At 57.2% G+C, this 19,315-nt stretch carries 19 protein-coding genes; 6 read left to right on the top strand and 13 right to left on the bottom strand.

Annotated elements, in window-relative coordinates; translation table 11 throughout:
* Window positions 1-59: 59 nt before the first annotated feature.
* The 6 genes from GT003_RS03240 to GT003_RS03215 form a co-directional block, all read right to left on the bottom strand.
* The gene (locus tag GT003_RS03240) at window positions 60-950 is read right to left on the bottom strand and encodes a carbohydrate ABC transporter permease (protein WP_161694391.1); all 891 of its coding nucleotides are present in this window, start codon (window positions 948-950) and stop codon (window positions 60-62) included.
* Window positions 951-966: 16 nt separating this feature from the next.
* Complete coding sequence (locus tag GT003_RS03235) at window positions 967-1,935, bottom strand: ABC transporter permease (RefSeq protein WP_161694389.1); 969 nt, start codon at window positions 1,933-1,935, stop codon at window positions 967-969.
* A gap of 238 nt (window positions 1,936-2,173) precedes the next feature.
* A complete protein-coding gene (locus GT003_RS03230) occupies window positions 2,174-2,746 on the bottom strand; it encodes a GNAT family N-acetyltransferase (protein WP_161694387.1) in 573 nt (190 codons plus the stop codon).
* Between the two features lie 97 nt (window positions 2,747-2,843).
* On the bottom strand, window positions 2,844-3,323 hold the full coding sequence (locus GT003_RS03225; protein ID WP_161694385.1) for a DUF6530 family protein: 480 nt from the start codon (window positions 3,321-3,323) through the stop codon (window positions 2,844-2,846).
* Between the two features lie 215 nt (window positions 3,324-3,538).
* Window positions 3,539-4,840: a potassium channel family protein gene (locus GT003_RS32220; RefSeq protein WP_204798861.1), complete on the bottom strand. Its 1,302-nt coding sequence runs from the start codon at window positions 4,838-4,840 to the stop codon at window positions 3,539-3,541.
* A 202-nt stretch (window positions 4,841-5,042) separates the two neighbouring features.
* Window positions 5,043-5,465, bottom strand: coding sequence for a VOC family protein (locus tag GT003_RS03215; protein ID WP_161694383.1), 423 nt, complete (start codon window positions 5,463-5,465; stop codon window positions 5,043-5,045).
* Window positions 5,466-5,648: 183 nt separating this feature from the next.
* Between GT003_RS03215 and GT003_RS03210 the strand changes: the two genes are divergently transcribed.
* The 5 genes from GT003_RS03210 (at window position 5,649) to GT003_RS03190 (ending at window position 8,038) form a co-directional block, all read left to right on the top strand.
* A complete protein-coding gene (locus GT003_RS03210) occupies window positions 5,649-5,840 on the top strand; it encodes a hypothetical protein (protein ID WP_161694381.1) in 192 nt (63 codons plus the stop codon).
* Between the two features lie 204 nt (window positions 5,841-6,044).
* Window positions 6,045-6,371, top strand: coding sequence for a PadR family transcriptional regulator (locus GT003_RS03205; RefSeq protein WP_161694379.1), 327 nt, complete (start codon window positions 6,045-6,047; stop codon window positions 6,369-6,371).
* 2 nt (window positions 6,372-6,373) lie between these two features.
* On the top strand, window positions 6,374-6,781 hold the full coding sequence (locus GT003_RS03200) for a permease prefix domain 1-containing protein (RefSeq protein ID WP_161694377.1): 408 nt from the start codon (window positions 6,374-6,376) through the stop codon (window positions 6,779-6,781).
* Between the two features lie 12 nt (window positions 6,782-6,793).
* Window positions 6,794-7,426, top strand: coding sequence for a hypothetical protein (locus tag GT003_RS03195; RefSeq protein ID WP_161694375.1), 633 nt, complete (start codon window positions 6,794-6,796; stop codon window positions 7,424-7,426).
* 72 nt (window positions 7,427-7,498) lie between these two features.
* Window positions 7,499-8,038: a GNAT family N-acetyltransferase gene (locus GT003_RS03190; protein WP_161694373.1), complete on the top strand. Its 540-nt coding sequence runs from the start codon at window positions 7,499-7,501 to the stop codon at window positions 8,036-8,038.
* Between the two features lie 55 nt (window positions 8,039-8,093).
* On the opposite strand, the gene GT003_RS03185 is transcribed toward GT003_RS03190, so the two are convergent.
* The 6 genes from GT003_RS03185 to GT003_RS03160 form a co-directional block, all read right to left on the bottom strand.
* Window positions 8,094-9,119 carry an AAA family ATPase gene (locus GT003_RS03185; protein WP_161694371.1) on the bottom strand — a complete coding sequence of 342 codons (1,026 nt, stop codon included), beginning with the start codon at window positions 9,117-9,119 and terminating at the stop codon, window positions 8,094-8,096.
* Window positions 9,116-9,760 carry a nicotinamide riboside transporter PnuC gene (pnuC, locus tag GT003_RS03180; protein ID WP_161694369.1) on the bottom strand — a complete coding sequence of 215 codons (645 nt, stop codon included), beginning with the start codon at window positions 9,758-9,760 and terminating at the stop codon, window positions 9,116-9,118. The genes GT003_RS03185 and pnuC overlap by 4 nt, the downstream gene beginning before the upstream one ends.
* 222 nt (window positions 9,761-9,982) lie before the next feature.
* Window positions 9,983-11,221: an aminopeptidase gene (locus GT003_RS03175; protein ID WP_161694367.1), complete on the bottom strand. Its 1,239-nt coding sequence runs from the start codon at window positions 11,219-11,221 to the stop codon at window positions 9,983-9,985.
* Between the two features lie 175 nt (window positions 11,222-11,396).
* Window positions 11,397-13,112: an ABC transporter ATP-binding protein gene (locus GT003_RS03170; protein WP_161694365.1), complete on the bottom strand. Its 1,716-nt coding sequence runs from the start codon at window positions 13,110-13,112 to the stop codon at window positions 11,397-11,399.
* A 37-nt stretch (window positions 13,113-13,149) separates the two neighbouring features.
* On the bottom strand, window positions 13,150-14,166 hold the full coding sequence (locus GT003_RS03165; RefSeq protein ID WP_161694363.1) for a FecCD family ABC transporter permease: 1,017 nt from the start codon (window positions 14,164-14,166) through the stop codon (window positions 13,150-13,152).
* A gap of 1 nt (window position 14,167) precedes the next feature.
* Window positions 14,168-15,220, bottom strand: coding sequence for a FecCD family ABC transporter permease (locus GT003_RS03160; protein WP_161695259.1), 1,053 nt, complete (start codon window positions 15,218-15,220; stop codon window positions 14,168-14,170).
* 273 nt (window positions 15,221-15,493) lie between these two features.
* Between GT003_RS03160 and GT003_RS03155 the strand changes: the two genes are divergently transcribed.
* Entirely contained in the window at window positions 15,494-17,392 is a 1,899-nt protein-coding gene (locus GT003_RS03155; RefSeq protein WP_161694361.1) for a terpene cyclase/mutase family protein, read from the top strand.
* A 167-nt stretch (window positions 17,393-17,559) separates the two neighbouring features.
* Here GT003_RS03155 and araA read toward each other — a convergent pair whose 3' ends face one another.
* Entirely contained in the window at window positions 17,560-19,053 is a 1,494-nt protein-coding gene (araA, locus tag GT003_RS03150) for an L-arabinose isomerase (protein WP_161694359.1), read from the bottom strand.
* Between the last annotated feature and the right edge of the window lie 262 nt (window positions 19,054-19,315).

Genomic DNA, 19,315 nt, shown 5'->3' with positions numbered 1-19,315 from the left:
TTATATCTACGGTGTATGAACCCCCGATGATACCGCGGTCTTCGGCCGGAACAGCATCGCTATTCCTTCATGGCCGACATGGTGATGCCTTTCACGAAATACTTCTGCAGGAACGGGTAGACGATCAGGATCGGAAGCGTGACGACGATCGTCAATGCGGCCCGGATGGACTGCGGACTGAGGCGCGCTACGTCGTTCGCCGCGGAAGATCCGGCCGTGACGGCCGACTGGTTGACGGACTGCAGGAGCACCTTCATCAGCTCGTACTGCATCAGGCTTAAGCTCTGGCTGCGGCTCGTATACAAGTAGTTATCGAACCAGGAGTTCCAATGCTGTACCCCGATGAACAAGGTCACCGTCGCGATGACGGGCATGCTGATCGGAATGATGATGCGGAACAGCGTTTGGAAATCGTTCGCGCCGTCGATCTTGGCGGATTCGACTACGCCTTCGGGCAGCTGCTCGAAATAGCTTCGCATGATCATGACGTTGTAGGCGCTGACCAGAATCGGCAGGATGTAGACCCAGAAGTTGTTCATGAGTCCGATATTCTTGATCAGCAGGTAGCCCGGAATCAAGCCGCCGTTGACGTACAGCGTCAGGACGAAGTAGAAATTGAACGGCTTGCGGAAGATGAATTCCCTCCGGCTCAGGGCGTACGCGATCATGGCCGTGCATACGACGCCGAGGAAGGTGCCGACGACCGTTCTTGCGATCGATACGAAGGCCGCCATGAAGAGATTCTTGTTGTCGAAGACATAGCTGTAATTGAACCAGGACAGCTTGCGCGGCAGCCAGGTGATGCCGCCTTTGATCATATCCAGCGGCTCGTTAAGCGAGATCGCCAGCAGATGGATGAACGGAAAGAGCGTAATGAATCCGAGCAAAGCCAATCCGAACGTATTGAGGAACGCAAAGGCCAAGTCTCCGAATGAGCGCTGCCGAATCATGTTGGGGCTCCTTTCATTAGAAAAGTCGAGTTTGAGCGGTTTTTCGGGCCAGCATATTGACGGATACGACCAGCGCGATCGACACGACCGACTTGAAAATGCTGATCGCGACGCCGTAAGAGAAATCGCCGATTTGGGTCGAATAACGGAGCGCGTACAAATCCAGCACCTCGGAACGGCCGCTGACGACATCGTTGCCGAGCAAGTATTGCGACTCGAAGCCGCCTTGGATCAGCCAGCCGAGCGACATGATCAGCAGCAGGAACGCGGTCGGCATGATGCCCGGAAGAGAGATGTACCGCATCTTCTGCAGACGAGTGGCGCCGTCGATATCCGCTGCTTCGTAATGCTCGGGATTCAAGCTCGCAAGCACGGCCAAGTAGATGATCGTGCTCCAGCCGATTTCCTTCCACAGGTTCGCGGCGGTCTGGATGTACCAGAAGTAGCCTTCTTTTGCCATGAAATAGATCGGTTCATGAATGATGCCCAGCTTCATGAGCAGGCTGTTGACCATCCCTCCGTCCGGCGACAGGAACGTCAGGACGATGTTCGCGATGACGACCCACGAGACGAAATGCGGAATGTAGGTGATGGTTTGGATGGTCCGCTTGAAGAACTGGTTCTTCACTTCATTCAGCATGAGCGCCAGCACGATCGCGCCGACAAAGCCCGTAACCAGATTCATCACGGCCATGACGAGCGTATTGCGCAGCACGGGGTAAAAATCGTCGTCCTTGAACAGTTCCTTGAAGTTGTCCAATCCGACGAACGGACTATGCCAGATGCCTTGGCCGATCTTGTATTTCTGGAAGGCCATGATCCATCCCCAGAGCGGTCCGTACGAAAAAATCAACGCCCAGATAACGAAAGGCACCGTCATCAGGAGCAGATACCTCTGCAGGTACAGCGTTCGCCATAGCGTTCTGCGATTCGCCGGGGCAGGATGCGGCGTTGCCGTCTGTTGTTCGATCACTAATTTTGCCATGGTGTCCTCCTTCTTGCCTACACCCTAAGTATGCCTTGGGACGGAAGCGCCTTCAACCTTACAAACCTCAGCAGTCGACCTTAGAAATGAGCTATATTGACCTGCTCCCGCAAGCTCGATGGATGACCCGCGGTTCGATGGCAGATCTTCCCTTGCGAGGCCTTATTGCCGAATGAGCATAACAAAAAAGGATCGTTCATGAAGTCTGGGTTCGACCTCGTGAACAATCCCTGTTTGGTTAGCCGAAGCTTACGGCATTGCCGCTGCTATCGACGCCTTCGATCCGCTTGCCCAATACGCTCGCCAGTCCCCGCCAGCGTTCCGCATGTCCCTCGTCGACGATCTCCGGCGAGTAACCCAGCTTGAGATACGTCTTGACTGCCGGCAGGCGAAAATTATCCGTGTGCAGCACGCACCGCGTCCGGTCTTCCCGCTCCATCTGCAGCAGCGCCGCCAAGCTGACCCAATAGCCCAGCCTCCGTCCCGCATGCTCCGGCAGAATGCCGACCATGTGCAGGTAACCGGTATCCGCAGTCCATTCCGGTTTGAACCATGCGGAAGCGGTCGCGACCGGCATATCGCCGTCATCGCATACGAACCATACCCGTTCCGGCTTGTACGCCTCGTCTTCCGTCATATGCTTCGCGAAGGAATGCGGGTCGCCGAAGGATTCCCGGATTATGCGTTCCCACGCCTCCTCGTCGCCCGAACGAAAACTTCTGACCCGATACCCTTCGGGCAGCGACATCGCGGGCAGCGCGTCCAACCCTTCTTTCACCATAAGCAGCTGCGTTTGATTCGTTTCCGACATTCGAATCCGCTCCCTTGATTATCGTCTTCGTAACGGTCTGCTCGCGCCGGCGATTCATGCGGCATGGCAACCAAGCCGCGGCAGCCGGCTACGCTCGTTAGTAGCCAAGCTCCTTCAGCATGCGGGACAGCGTCCGCAGCCGTTCGCCGATCATCTCGCCGTCTTCGCCCAGCGCTTGATTGAACAATTGCATGTCTTCTTTGATCTTCTCGTTGTCCGTGCAGACGGAGATCGTCATGGCGTCGCCTTGCAGGCCGACACGGTCGAGTACCGGCTGTTCCGGGTCGTACAGGTCCTTGAAACGATACGCATCCTGAAAATGCAGGATGCTCCTGCTGACCAGAATCGCCAGGTCCAGCACGCGATGCAGCGGCAGCTCCTCGGATTGTCTCGACCATTTCTCGCCCGTGTATCGCCACACTTTGGCCGAGATATCGATTTTGCCCCGGTCGTTCCATTGGGCCAGTCCAAGCGACAACCCTTTGGCGTCCGAATGATTGGCGTATCTGCCGTCGATCTGCTCGTAATTCTCCGATACGATGACCGGTTTATGCTTCAATGTCGTTGGAATTTTCATGCTGCTCGCTCCTGTTCTCGGTATCGAATCTTCATATAGTAATTTACTGCTTTACTAAATCACAAAACGATCATAGCCCATTCCCCAAGCGCTGTCAATCGGACAGCAGCGCGGAGAACGGGCGCCGTATATCGCCATTCGTCATGGAAGCAAGCAAGCTTTGCCGGAGGCGCTTCCTGCCGGCAACCCTGATAAGTCTCTTATCGCCGCCGGCATCAACTGCCAGGTTTCTTCGTTCTGACCCCGGATACATAGATCCCGATGAGCAGCACGCCGAGCAGCGTTTCGACCGTGACCGCCGTCTTGACCGGGCCGGAATTCGGCGTAATGTCGCCGAAGCCGAGCGTCGTAATCGTAATCGCGCTGAAATACCAGAAGTCCTCGATATGATAGCTCGCATAGCCGTTGATGCCGACGTACAGCTCGAGAAACTTGCCGTCCGGCAGCGTATGGGAAGCCGCGATGAGACGGCTCAGATGCCGATCTCTGCGGTCGCCGTCGAACACCTGCATGAAATGCTCGTAATCCTGCCCCGCAAAATACAGCTTCATCGTTTCGTCAGGTTCTCCCAGCTGCGTCTGCCCTGCCTCCGCCCCTTCGTTCGCGGGTACATAGACCACTTCATTGTTCCCCGTCCTGCCGTCCTTGCTCTTGTAGAGCCGTACGTCGACGACTTGAAACGATTTCCCCAAGTAAGGCTCCCAGGCACCCAAAGCGTCGTAATCCAGCAGCTTCGGCTTGATCGTCAACGGCTCCGAAGAGGTGCCGAAGGAAAAGTACGCATAGCCTTCCCTGCCGAGCATGTTCTCGTAAATTTCGCCCCAATCGATGCCCGTCGCGTCCGTCGTCAGGAATTCATCGTCTCCCATTTTCAGATAATCCTTCTTGTACTGCCCTTTCTTCAATATTTCCTGCAGCCGATATTCGTCATAGTCATCGTAACGCTCGTCGGACGAGATGCCCTTCAAGGTCATTTGGATCTTCGCCTCGTCCGAGAAGATGAAATCGCTGCCTTTCGTTCGCTCGGCCATATAGAAATAAAACGCACCGCACCATATCCATAGAAACAGGTACAAGAGCAGCGTCAAATGTTTCGCGTTGCGCCTCAGCCACGGGATATAACCCTGCGTGAACAGACCGAGCAGCAGGATCAACAACGGATACGCGGCCATCTGGATGCCGATCTCCAACTGTTCCGTGCGCTCGGGACCATAGGCGTTCGTTTCCCTCACGAGGACCTCGATACCGGAAGCCGATGCCTGGAAACCGAGCAGCGCGAGCAAGAGTACCGCCACGTGCAAGAGCATTTGCCGGGACAGCTTCATCTGCCAGCTGGAAAACACGGCGCGCTGATCCCGGTAGAATGCCCATGCCAACACCAATGCGGCGGCTACCTTCACGATCTTCAGCAAGGCGTGGTAGGACGTATGAACAAGCGAATATTCCAAGCTGGCCGCGATGATCAGCAGCGTCATCGCGATATGACGATAAGACGAGATCCGTTCCGGCAGGCGCATGGCTTCAAGCTCCCTTCGCGTTTGAAGCATATATACCCCAATCGGCGCCAACTCACACCGTTCTGCCGATGGAGCTATTTGTATGCGCGGCGGCAATGTCAGGCACGTCCATTCGCGAACGCAATAAAAACGGCGCCTTCGCCGCTGCGAAGACCCCGTTATGGAATGCTTATCTGAACTTGAAAGTGGTCATGTTCGATTCTTACATCTCGCCGATGCCCAGATTGAACTGCCAAAGAATGCCGAAACGGTCCGTTACTTGGCCGTACAAGGCGCTCCATGGCGTCTGCTGCAGCTCCATGGCCACGCTGCCGCCTTCGCGCAGGCGATTGAACGCGCGTTCGATCTCTTCCCTGTCATCCGTGACGACGGCCAAACTAATGTTATTGCCCACCGTGAACGGCATGCCCGGGAAGACGTCCGAGAACATGACGTTGCTTCCGCTGATGGTGAGCCGCGCATGCATGATCATCGATTTCGCTTCTTCCGGAAGCGGATAATCGGGATGAGCCGGCATGTCGCCGAACGTCTGGAATTTAGGCTTGTCCGTCTCGAAAACATCCGCGTAATAGTCGACGACTTCCCTGCAGTTTCCGTTGAAATTCAAATAAGCATCTACAGACATCCCGCTGCACGCTCCCAATTCATGATTATAGATCGGTTGGAAAAGCCTTCTTCCTTCGCCATTATAGCATCCCCCGGCACTCGTGCAAATCCGCACCCATCCTGTGGATAAATGGACATCCACATAAGCATGTCTATCCGCCGGGCATATCCTGTAACAACCACGAGTATGGAGGGATTCGCGATGAAACCATTTAAACGCACCGGCAGAAGCAGAAAAGGCGTAACCACCGTCTACTACATCACGGTCAACAAATGGATCACGATCAACCAGCGCGCGAGCGGCAATTCGCAGATCAACCGCAACATCGGTACCTATGCCAACGAAGGCGGGCAGAACGCCAAACGAGGCGGAAAAAACATCCAAAAGCGTTAGCGGAGCGCCCTTAACCGGGCGCTTTTCTTCTGTTTATGCGGCATTGAAATTATTACTTTGACACGTAGAGTAATGATGTGATACATTTACTCCATCAGATAGAACTCTATCAGATAGAACACTGTGAGATAGAGCACTGCGACATAGAGCAATTCGCCGCACGGGCTTGAACGTAGTCATCGAACAAGGACTGGAGGAACCAGCATGATCCGAAGCGACATCATCCGCGGTCATCTCGATGCCATCATTTTACGGCTGATTTATGAAGAAGACCGTTACGGCTATGAGATTTCCAAAGAAATCAGCGTCCGCACCGACGACCGGTTTCAAATTAAAGAGGCAACCCTGTATGCGGTTTTCCAACGGCTCGAGCGCAAAGAGCTGATCGAATCGTACCTCGGCGACATTTCGCACGGCGGCAAGCGCCGGTATTACAAGATTACGAAGCTCGGCAAGGCCTATCTGAAGGAAACCGTCGAAGAATGGAACGAGATCAAAGAGATCGTCAATATATTCATGGAGGGACTATAACGATGAAAAAGATCAGAACGCATGTGGAAGAATGGTTCTCGGATATTCCGGACAGCGAACAGAAACAGGCCATTCAGGAAGAAATCACGCAAAACCTCGAGGAAAAGGTGTTCGATCTCGTGCGCGGCGGCAAAACCGAGGAAGACGCCACCAATAAGGCGATCGTCGAATTCGGCGACATCACGGACATCAAGCAGGAGCTTGGCGTTAAGGACGGCAAGCCTGTCTCCTCCCGGAAACAGTACGGCCTTCACCTCGGCTTCTCGTTATGGGGCAGCGGCCTCATCATCGCTCTCTTCCTGTTCATTAACGTGTACTATACGCCCGATAGCATCTGGTTCGTCTACCCTACCTTCGCCGTTGCCTGGTGGCCGCTCGTCATGTTCTACAAATGGCTGGGATGGAAATAAGGAGGCGATCCGATGAAGACACATCGCATAGCATTTGCCGTTTCGGGCAGTATCATGAGCATCTTCTTCCTGGCGCTTGTCAATTACTTGACTTCGCCCGGCGTCGTATGGTTCATTCATCCCGCATTCGCCCTCATTCAGTGGCCGGTCGCCTTGTATTTTGCGGGAAGCGGGCGGATCAAAGCCTATTCCGTCGCAACGACAGTTCTCATCATCGCTTATCTCGCTTATCAGAACATCACGGAAACCCCCGGCTATCCTTGGATCCTGTACGCCGGCTTTGCCATCGTTTGGTGGCCGATTCTCATGTATGCCGGCCGTTTCGCGGGTACGCTCGCCATGGCGCTGATCGGCAGCTTCTGCATCATCATCTACTACGGCATGCTGAATCTGCTGCTCTCTCCGCAGTTTCCGTGGATCATTTTCCCCGCCTATGCCGTTCTCTGGTGGCCGATGTCGATCTATTTCGTCCGTACGCGCCAGTGGTTCTCGTTCGCGCTCTGCGCTTCGCTGCTCAGCAGCGCGCTGTTCATTACGGTCAACGCGATTACTTCGCCGGAAGAGATCTGGGCGATCTATCCGATTTTCGCAGTGGTCTGGTGGCCGCTCAGCATGTATTTCTTCGTAAAGAAACCCGCGGTTTGAACACTTCGGGCGCCGGATGCTACAATAGAAGCCTGCGCAAGTATCAAACGGAAAACGGACGGAGAAACCAACATGCTTAATTACATCATGCACAACGATCATGCGAATGCGCGCATTTCGGTCATCCAGGCGAAGCCGGCCGATACGGCCGCCGTCATGGAACTTCTCGTCGGCGCTGCCAGATGGCTGCAAAGCCAAGGCTCGACCCAGTGGAGCGCGCTATTGTCGGGCGACGATCATCATGACGTTACCGGTCACATCGAGAAGGGCGAACTCTTCCTGTTCAAGGATGGCGAGAAACTCGCCGGCATCGTGCTGCTCATGCAGGTGCCCGGCGATTGGGACCATAATTTATGGGGACCGGACGGACATGAATCCGTCGTCTACCTCCACCGGCTCGCCATCAATCGCGATTACGCCGGACGCGGTCTCGGCGCGGATATGGTGCGCTGGGCCGAAACCGGCGTTTCGTTCCCGGGCAAGACCGTGATGCGTCTCGACTGCATTGCCAGCAACCCGAAGCTGAACGCATTCTACAGCGGCATCGGCTATACGTTCAAAGGCACGTCGCCGAGCGGATTCTGCTTGTACGAGAAACAGCTAGGCTGTTAAAAACGGCAAAAACCATGCGAATGAGTCTTCTCCTCGCATGGTTTTTTTCATGTCGCTATGCATCGCGCCCCATCCACTCAAACGGACTTCGATATTTGCGGAACTTCCGAAGTATCGCCTCCACTTGTTCGGCCCGATCGCTCAACGACCCGCGAAGCAGGATGTACGGGATGCGGCGCGTCCGCAGATCGGCCTCGATCTGCTTCTGGAAGACTTCCCTGTGCACCGCTCCCGAGCGGTCCCACGTATCGTCGTACGGAATGTCCGTATCGCATAGGAAGACGAGATCGTAACGCGCCGCGGCCCGCTCCGCCAGAAGCGTCAATCCCTGCGTCGCCGAGCCATGATAGTCAAGGGCGAACATATACGTCGTGATGGCATTCGTATCGACGAACAGCACCTCCCGCGCGTCCTGCGTCAGCCGGTCTTCCCGTTCGATATGGACGGCGGCGATCTCCTCCAGCTGCTCCGGCGCAAGCCGGCGGTCGGTTTGATGCTGTTCCCAGTATTCTCGTCCGTATTCCGGCATCCACGCCGTATTCATTCGTTCCGCCATATACGCGGCTAGCGTGGTTTTTCCCGTGGATGGAGCGCCTAGCAGAACTGCTTTGGCGATGAGGTCGTTATAGACGACCGGACTCACGAATTCGCGGTTGGCATAGGGATCCAACCGAACTTGCGTTCCCGAGACCGGCACCTGAATGCGCCTGACATCGACCTGGCGGTTCTCGGCGCCGAGCGCCGCGCTCATATGCTCCCCGTAGAATTCGCTGGAGTAGAAATGGGTAACCCGTCTCCCGTTCAGCAAGCCTAGGATATAATACTCCTGCAGCTGCTTGATCTCCGGGGTATCTCCCATCGCCGCCGGTCCGTCCCATGCTTCGATGACCTGCACCTGCGGATACAGCGTCCGGATCCAGCCGGCGCGGACGTTCAGCGGAATATCCGTCGTCTCCGGACAATCATAGATGACGACGATGACGTCGTCGGTTTCTTGAATCGCGGTTTCGATCATCAGCTGATGGCCGCGGTGCAGCGGCGCGAACTTGCCGAGCGTCAGCCCCGTGCGTCGTTCATTCATACGGGCACGCCTCCCTTCAAGGACCGATATTCTCGCTGCCACGATAGATGCCCCGCGATCGCGATTGCCAAGAAGATCGTGTAGAGAAACGCCAGCGAATGCAGGTCTTTGTAAGCGTACATGACGATCGACATGACGTCGACTGCAATCCAGCAGAGCCAGTTTTGAAGTATTTTCGAAGAGAGCAAATATTGAGCGATGAGGCTGAGCGTCGCGATCAGCGCATCCGCGTAAGGAATCGATGCGCCGGTGTACTGCTCGAGCACATAACCCCACAGCAGCGTGACGGCCACCAGAAGCAAGGCCAGCGTCCAGCTTAGTCGGACGGTTATCGTCCTTGTCGGCCGGACTTTGGCGGCGCCTCGGCCGTTCAGCCATGCGATCCAGCCGTATACGCTCAGGACGAAGAAGAAGACTTGAAGCATCATATCCGCGTACAGCTTAGCATCCTCGAACATGTAGAAGAAGCAGGCGACATTGACCAGGCCGATCGGCCAAGCCCATATCCGCTCCCTCGCCGTCAGCCATACGCTGAGCAGCCCCGTCGTCGTCGCCGCGATTTCAAGCGCCGAGGATGAGGTATAATACGCGATTCCAACCATAATCGCGAATAAGGCCGGCAGCACCCAAGGTTTGTTCATTCGTCATTCCCCCTGCACAGAAGTAGTCATCATGTCATAACGACAATATCAATAGCCATGAAACGAGTTGTCGGACGGCTAAATGTCCGTTGTTTGATATTGTCATTATGACATATTAAAAACGAATGTCAACCCTTATTTTAGAAAAAGGGCTTTTCGCAACCCGCGTATCCCGGTGCGAAAAGCCGCTGCAAACGTAAGTCGTACAGGCTTATAAACGCATTAAAATGCCCAGTTCCCGTTCCGGAATACCGGATCCAGGCTGCCGTCCTCCCGCACCCCGTCGATTTCCAGATCCGCCGTACCGATCATGAAATCCACGTGCGCCAAGCTCTGATTCAATCCGCGCGCCGACTGTTCTTCCTTGCTCAGCTGCAAGCCGCCCTCCAAGCAGAACGGAAAAGCGAAACCGATTGCCAAGTGACAAGCTGCGTTCTCGTCGAACAACGTATTGTAGAACGTGACATTCGTATCCGAAATCGGCGAATGATACGGCACGAGCGCGATCTCGCCCAAGTAGTGCGATCCGTCGTCCGTCTCGATCAATTGGCGAAGCGCATCCTCTCCCTGCTCGGCTGCGAACGCGGAGATGCGGCCTTCGGCGAACGTAATCGAGAAACGATCGATCAGGTTGCCGTTATAACTGAGCGGCTTGCTGCTCACGACTTTTCCGTTAATGCGCATGCGATGCGGCGATGTAAACACTTCCTCCGTCGGCATGTTCGGAATGAACGTGGATCCTTGCTTGCTTTGCGTGCCGGCGCTGACCCATACATGTCCCTCGGGCAAGCCGATCGTCACGTCCGTTCCCGTCGAGGCGCTGCGGTATCTCAGCTCCGAATATTTCTGCTCGTTCAGCCTGCCTGCCTTGGCGCGCAGATTATCGGCATGTCCGCGCCATGCGGCGACCGGATCTTCCGCGTCGACGCGCACAGCGGCGAAGATCGCCTCCCACAGCGCTTGGACGCGCTCGGCTTCGGCCTGTTCAGGAAACACTTTATTCGCCCACGCCTGCGTGGGAACCGCTACGATGGACCACGCACACTCATTGTTCAACGTATATTTGCGGAACGCCTGCAGCGCGTTCTGCTGCGCTTTCGTCATCGTGCCGATCCGAACCGCATCGATGCCGTTCAACAGGTCCGGATCCCCTGCATCGACCCACAGGAACGCGGCGCCGTCCTCCGCCATTTGGACGCGGCCGTCGGCAATCCATGTCGGGTATACGGACAGCCCTGCTTCGGGCGAATGCTCGAGACGCGCGCGCGTCACGTCTTCGTCGCTCCAGTCGACGTGTACGTAGGTCGAGCCGATCCTGTACGCATGCTTGACGATTTCACGCACGAACTCCGCAGCCGCAATCGGGGCGATGACGCAAAGCTTCTGGCCGGGCTGTACGTTGACGCCCACTTCGACCGCCAGCGCAGCGTATTGCTCCATCCGTTGCTGGAACGTTCTCATTGCTATTCGCACTCCTCTTCGGTTAGATTGGCATGAAGCCAGCGGGACATCGTTGCCCCAAATGCAATTCATTATAGCAATGCGAAGCCGCTCCATGCAAAAAAGACCATTCGCAGCCGAGGCTGGAACGGTCTTCGATGCTGCTTCTTCGGATCACAGATAGAAGCGACGAACATTAGTTCTGAAACTGCGCCCGATGAAGCCTGCTGTAATGCCCGCCTGCAGCCAGCAGCTCCTCGTGCCTGCCCTGCTCGGAGACGCCTTGCTCCGTGACGACGATGATCCGGTCCGCATTCTTGATGGTCGCCAGCCGGTGCGCGATGACGAGCGTCGTACGGCCCTGGGAAAGCTCGGCGAGCGATTGCTGGATCGCCAATTCCGTCTCCGTATCCAGGGCGGAAGTCGCTTCGTCCAAGATGAGATACGGCGGGTTCTTCAAGAACATCCGGGCGATCGCTACCCGCTGCTTCTGTCCGCCGGACAGCTTCACGCCGCGCTCGCCGACGATCGTATCCAGCCCTTCCGGCAGCGATTGAACGAACGCTTCCAATTGGGCGCGTTTCACGGCCGTCTCCATCTCCTCTGCCGTGGCGTCCATCTTGCCGTACAGAATGTTCTCGCGCAGCGTGCCCGAGAACAGGAAAACGTCCTGCTGCACGATGCCGATGCCTCTGCGCAGCGATGCGAGCGTCATGTCGCGAATATCCAAACCGTTGATCGAGATGCCGCCTTCGCTGACATCATAGAACCTTGGAAGCAGGCTGCACAGCGTCGTTTTGCCCGCGCCGGACGGACCGACGAAGGCAACGGTCTCGCCTTCGCGGATGATCAAGTTAATGTTGTTCAGCACCTTCGCCTCGTTCTCGTAACCGAAGCCGACTTCGCGGAATTCGATATCGCCTCTCAGCTTGCCTACGTTCACGGCGTTCGGCCGGTCCGCTACCTCCGGCTCGGTTTCCAGCAGCTCGACGTAGCGCTTGAAGCCCGCGATGCCCTTCGGATAGCTTTCGATGACGGCGTTGATTTTCTCGATCGGTCCGATGAATACGTTCGCCAGCAGCAGGAAGCCTACGAATTCCCCCGCGGTCAATTCGCCCCGGATGACGAACCACGTTCCGCATATCATAACGAACAGCGTGACCAGCCGCTTCAGGATGTAGCTGAGCGACGTGTTGGACGCCATGATTTTGTACGACAGCAGCTTCGTCAGGCGAAAGCGCTGATTGTTCTCATGAAAGAGCTTCCTCTCGTGCTCCTCGTTGCCGAAAGCCTGAACGACCCGAATGCCGCCGACGTTGTCTTCGACGCGCGCGTTGAAATCCCCGATATCCGAGAACAATTGATGGAACGCCTTGGTCATTTTGGAGCTGAACATGATGGCCAGCCAGATCATGAGCGGAACGACGATGAACGTCAGCACCGCGAGCTTCCAGTTAATGAGCAGCATCAGGACGAAAGCGCCGACAAGGGTCATGACGGCGATAAACAAATCCTCGGGCCCGTGATGCGCCATTTCGCCGATTTCCATCAGGTCGTTCGTCAGCCTGGACATCAGATGGCCCGTCTTCGTGTTGTCGAAGAACCGGAAGCTGAGCTTCTGGACATGATCGAACAGCTTGCGTCGCATATCCGTTTCGATATTGATACCGAGCATATGGCCCCAATAGGTCACGATATAGTTTAAGAAAGCGTTCAAAGCGTAAATAAACAGCAGCCCCGCGCAAGCCCAGGTGATTAGGCTCCAGTCCTTGCCCGGCAGGAGCTTGTCGATGAATTGATTGACGGCGAGCGGGAAGCCGAGCTCCAGAAAGCCGGCTAACACGGCGCTGAAGAAGTCGAGATAAAATAGTTTCTTATAAGGCTTGTAATACGATATAAAACGCGCCAGCATAAGTCTCTTTCCTCCTTGTCCTGCGAATACGCGAGTATCAGTTGCGCGATTTGGCGAGCAAATACAAGAAATACGGCGCTCCGATGACCGCGACGACGATGCCGGTCGGCACGTCGAACGGCCGGGCGATCGTATCGGCCGCCATCACCAGCAATGCGCCCGCAAGCGCGGAAGCCGGAAGCAATTGCCGATGCTGCGGACCTACGAGCCTGCGGGCCAGATGCGGACCGATAAGCCCCACGAACCCGATGGAGCCGCCGAGCGCCGTACACGACGCCGCTAAGCCGACAGCCGCGGCGAATAGGTATAGCCGCTCCCGCTGCACGGCCGAGCCAAGACCCGTTGCCGTGAAATCGCCCAGATTCATCACGTCCAGAATGCGCGCTTTGGCGAACGCGACAGGCAGCAGCACGACCAGCCATGGCAGCAGCGCGGTCACGAACCGCCAGTCCGTGCCCATGATGCTTCCCGCCAGCCAAGTCTGCACGTACGTGAACTGTTCCGGATTCAGCTTCAACGTCAGCACGAGCGTCAACGCGTTAATCCCCGCCGCAATGGCTATGCCGACGAGGAGCATGCGAATCGTGGATACGCCCTGATGGCGCCTGTACGATAAGCCATAAATGAGCGCGGCCGCGGCCCCCGCACCGAGCAGCGACAGGACGGGCAGCAGGAACACGCTGCCGTTCACGGCATGCGAGGAAACGTACAGCAGCACGACAAGACCCGCTCCTGCGTTAATCCCGAGAATGCCGGGCTCGGCCAGCGCGTTCCGGGTAATGCCCTGCAGCATGCAGCCCGACAGTCCGAAGCCCGCACCGATCAGCAGCGACATGACGATGCGCGGAAGCCGGAATTGAAACAGAATGAGCTCCTGATTATCGGAACCGGAGCCGGACAGCGTCCGGAGAACGTCGAGCGGCGCCAGGCGGATAACGCCCGTATTCATGCTGATCATGAACAAGACAACCACGAGCAGGAGCATGATCCCCATGATTCGCGCCGCACGGATGCCCCGGCTTCGTTCCGCGTGAGAGAAGGCAGTTGACTTCATGCTAGCTGGACCTCCTGTCTCTCATCGCCAGATAGAGAAAGAAAGGCACGCCCAGCAGGGCGGTCACGGCGCCGACCGGCGTTTCGGCCATGGGATTGAACAGTCTCGCGCCGATATCCGAGAGCTCGAGCAGCAGCGCGCCCAGGACGGCGGAGCAAGGAATGATCCAGCGATAATCAACGCCGACCAAGTAGCGCGCCACATGCGGAATAATAAGTCCAAGGAAACCGACAGCCCCGACGACCGATACGGAGGCGCCTGCCAGTACCAACACCAGCAGCGTGCAGGCGGCTTTCACCAGCCCGATGCGCTGGCCCAAGCCGATGGCGATATCGTTGCCGAGGCTCAGCAGCGTGATGGAGCGCGACAGCGCGACGGCGCCCGCGAGGCAGACGAGAATCCACGGCGCCAGCAGCCGCACTTGCTCCCAGCTGACGCCGGCCAAGCCGCCGGCGAACCAGAAGGCCAGGTCACGGCCGATCTGATAATGGATCGCGATGCCGTCGGTAATCGCCAGCAGCAGCGCGGAAGTCGCCGCGCCCGCGAGAACGAGGCGAAGCGGCGACAGCCCTCCCCGCGACATCGAGCCCGCTCCGAACACGATGACGGCGCCGAGAGCGGCCCCGGCGAATGCGAAGAGCATCAGGCTGATAAAGGGCAGCCCCGGCATGAAAGCGAAGCATACGGCGAGCATGAGGCCGGCGCCGGCATTGATGCCGAGGATGCCGGAGTCCGCAAGCGGATTGCGCGTCATGCCCTGCATGATGGCGCCAGCCGCGGCGAATGCCGCGCCGGCCAGCGCGGCAGCGAGCACGCGGGGCAATCGCAGCTCGCGGATGATCTGATGCGTCGTCAAATCCGGATTGAAATGGAATACGGCATTCCATACCGTGTCCAGCGAAATGTCCGTCGCGCCGACGGAGATGGATACCGCCGCCGCCAAGATAAGGGCGACCAAACCCAGTACGAGTATAAGTACGGCCGCTAGCGGCCTAGCGGTCGTCTGGAGGCCGGATTCGCCATGCGATGCAGACTCAGAGTTCACGAGAATCAGACCACCTTTGCGTTATGTAGATCATGCTGAAAAATCCGAACGAATGAGAATCATTTTCATAATATAGAGTTCAAGGCGTCTTGTCCATGCTTTTACAACCTTCTTTGTTGCAAAAGTCCGAATTCGGGCAAATCCCGCGCTGCATTCGAACCCGACAGGACGAGTTGTGAAGTGCTGGGAATAAGACCATAGAACAGACACACCAAGCGGTAGCCTTGGTCACGACATGAATGAAGCAGCGGCCGTCATAGAATACCTAGTGAGGTGATTGACATGATGTTTCAACGCGTGCAGTCCGGGATCGACATGCTTATCGGCCGCCTGCTCCATCGGCAAGCCGCCGACGGCAGCTGGCGCATGGGATTCATCGAATACGGCACTTCCGTGGATGCCGCAGCGATAATTATGCTCCGGAGCTTGGGGATCTCCAGGCCGAAGCTCGTGAAGGAATTGACGGATCGGATGCTGGCCAAGCAAACGGCCGACGGCGCGTGGCGCGTTTATCCGGACGAAATGCCGGGCAATGCTTCCGCGACTGCGGAATGTTATTATGCTTTGCAATATGCGGGACTTTCATCGGAGGAACCTGCCTTGAAACGGGCGAAAGACGCTTTCGCCGAACTGGGCGGGCTGAAGCGAATCGACAGCCTGCTGACGAAATTTCATCTCGCGCTCATCGGCCGTTACCCCTGGCCCCGATGGTTCCCGCTTCCGCTGGCCATTCTGCTGCTTCCTTCCTCGTCGCCGATTCATTTCTTTCATTTCTCGGGCTATGCCCGCGTGCATATGGCGCCGATGCTGCTGCTCGCACACCGAAAGCCGAATTACAAGCTTCCCTCCATTCATCCGCTGACGCAGCCCTCGCGCCGAGGAAAGGAATTCGACGACCTGCTCCGCGCCTGGCAGGAACACTTCAGCCTGCCGCTTCACGATCTCTCCGACCATCGCCGCAAAGGACTGTGGAACCTTACCGGCAAGCTGCACGACCAAGCCGCCAGCCGCGCTGAACGGTACATATTGGATCGGATCGAAACGGACGGCACGCTCTACAGCTACTCCAGCTCCACCATCCTCATGCTGCATGCCCTGTACGCCAACGGTTATCCAAACGGCCATCCCGTCATGAAAAACGCGCTGCGCGGCTTGGAGTCCCTCGTGTTCGCGGACGCGCAGGCAGCGGCCAAACCTACGGTTCAAATTACGACTTCCGCCCAATGGGACACCGCGCTGATCAGTCATGCCCTGCAGAACGCCGGCGTACCCGCCGAGCATCCGGCCATCGCGGGAGCTGGCGCTTACCTGCTCGACCGCCAGCATACCGCGCTGGGCGACTGGAAGCGCAACGTGCGGCGGCCCATGGCGGGCGGCTGGGGCTTCTCGGACGTCAACACGATCAATCCCGACGTTGACGATACGACTGCATCCCTGCGAGCCGTCCGAGGCCTCCAAGGAGCCGCGCCGCGCCGCGCCGTCGACCTCGGCCTGCAGTGGCTGCTGGGCATGCAGAACAGCGACGGCGGATGGGCCGCCTTCGAGCGCAACATCGACAATCCGCTCGTCCGCTGGGTTCCTCTGGACGGCGCGGAGGATGCCGCAACGGACCCGTCAACGCCGGATCTGACCGGCAGGACGCTGGAATATCTCGGCCGCAGCGCAGGGTTGACGAGAGGGGTCGCCTTCGTTCGCCGAGCGGCGGATTGGCTGTACCGCCATCAAGAACGGGACGGCTCCTGGTATGGCCGATGGGGCGTTTGTTACGTCTACGGCACATGGGCCGCTCTGACCGGCTTGGCCGCCGTCGGCGAACCCGTCGATCAGCCGCAAATCCGCAAAGCCGTGGAGTGGCTGCTCGGCATTCAGCAGCCGGACGGCGGCTTCGGCGAATCCGGCGGCAGCGATCATGTCAAGCGGTACGTTCCGCTGGCCTATTCGACGCTCTCGCAAACGGCTTGGGCGCTCGATGCCCTGATCGCCGTACACGACAAACCGCTCCCGGCGATGGAGCGCGCCTGCGACTTCCTCCTGGCGCGTATCTGTCGACCCGGACCAGCCGCCGACTATCCGACCGGAGCGGGCCTGCCGGGCTGTCTCTACACGCGCTATGACAGTTATTCGATCGTTTGGCCGCTCTTGGCGCTCGCCAATTATCGAAATAAATATGGTCAGTATTAGTTGCGGCAACATTGAACCGGGATCAGATGCTTAACTGCGCGATCGGCCTCAGCTTCGTTCGTTCGTCCATGACCCGTAGAACGCCAAGAGGACCTTCCCGGTCGGCAGCCGCCGCCTGGAAAGTCCTCTCCATTCATTTATTCGATTCCTTCCTATTGCCCGGAAGGTTAGCGGTTCAACCGCCAATACATATCGTTCAAGCGCAGCTCGTTGCGGAACGCGTTCGCGTTCGTCGCATCGTCGATGACGACGCACTCGATGCCCGCCATTTCCGCCCAATCCAGCAGCTGCTCGGCCGTAACTTCGTACGAGAATACGGTATGATGCGCACCGCCTGCGCGAATCCAAGCCTCGGCGGATTCGTTCAGCGACGGCTGCGGCTTCCACAGCACGCGCGCTACCGGCAGCTTCGGCATGTCCTTGGGAACGTCGACCGCGTCCACGATGTTCACGATGAGACGGAATCGGCTGCCGAGGTCGATCAAGCAGGCATTCACCGCTTGGCCGCTGCGGCCGTTGAAGATCATGCGGGCCGGATCGGCTTTGCCGCCGATGCCGAGCGGATGCACTTCCAACCGCGGCCGGTCCGCCGCGATCGTAGGACAAATCTCCAGCATATGGGCACCAAGAACCATTTCGTTTCCCGGTTCGAAGTGGTACGTATAGTCCTCCATGAAAGACGTCCCCTTGTTGCCGGCAATGATTTTCATCACTCTCGTCAGCGCCGAAGTCTTCCAGTCTCCCTCGCCGCCGAAGCCATAACCGGCTTCCATGAGGCGCTGTACGGCGAGTCCCGGCAGCTGCTTCATGCCGTGCAGGTCCTCGAACGTCGTCGTGAACGCCGTAAATCCGCCTTCCTCCAGGAACGCCTTCATGCCAAGCTCGATCCGCGCTTGCTCGCGAATGGCCTCCCATTTCTGCGCATCGTTCCGGATTTCCGGCGCAATGTCGTAGCTGGATTCATATTCGGCCGTCAGCGCATCCAGCTGGCCGTCCGTGATTCCAGCCGTGTAATCGACCAAATCGCCGATGCCGAAGCCGTTGATCGACCAGCCGAATTTCACCTGCGCTTCGACCTTGTCGCCTTCCGTCACCGCGACTTGGCGCATGTTGTCCCCGAAACGAGCGACTTTCAAGAAACGGCTCTCCGTAAACGCGACCGCCGTTCGCATCCATCCGGATATCCGGCCGCGGACGGCCTCGTCTTCCCAATAGCCGACGACGACTTTGCGGGCGATGCCCATCCGGGCGCCGATGAAGCCGTATTCGCGGTCGCCGTGCGCGGACTGGTTAAGATTCATGAAGTCCATGTCGATGGAATCCCACGGAATGTCCCGATTGAACTGCGTGTGCAGGTGCAGGAGAGGCTTGCGAAGCTCCGTCAGGCCCGCAATCCACATTTTGGCCGGCGAGAACGTATGCATCCAAGTAATGATGCCCGCGCAGCGCTCGTCCGCATTCGCGGCGGCGCACACCTTGTAAATCTCCTCCGGCGTCGTCACGACCGGCTTGAATACCACCTCGTACGAGACCGCTTCGTCACGGTCCAATCCTTCGGCGATGATGCGGGAATGCTCGGCAACCTCAAGCAGCGTCTCGGGTCCGTACAAATGCTGGCTTCCGGTCACGAACCAAAATTGATAAGGCTTAACGGTAATCATGACAATATTCCTCCTTCATCGTCTCCAAAGTTCATCAACTTGTACGAACATGAGCGCGAAACAGCAGTCGACTAAGCCACGATAACCTCAAATAAATGCGGAAAACATGCGGCAATAATTGAAACGGCCACGCTCTAACTTGTACGTACAACTTTAACTTCCCTTATTGTACGATGACAAGGCTTTCATTTCAACCGTTTTTTCTCCGTCCCGAGGAGCCTATAATCGTTAGAAAATTATAATATACCTTGCATATTGCCAT

The sequence above is a fragment of the Paenibacillus sacheonensis genome (assembly GCF_009909195.1).
GTDB classification, from domain to species: domain Bacteria; phylum Bacillota; class Bacilli; order Paenibacillales; family Paenibacillaceae; genus Paenibacillus_Z; species Paenibacillus_Z sacheonensis.
This window is presented reverse-complemented; position numbering and strand designations above follow the sequence as displayed.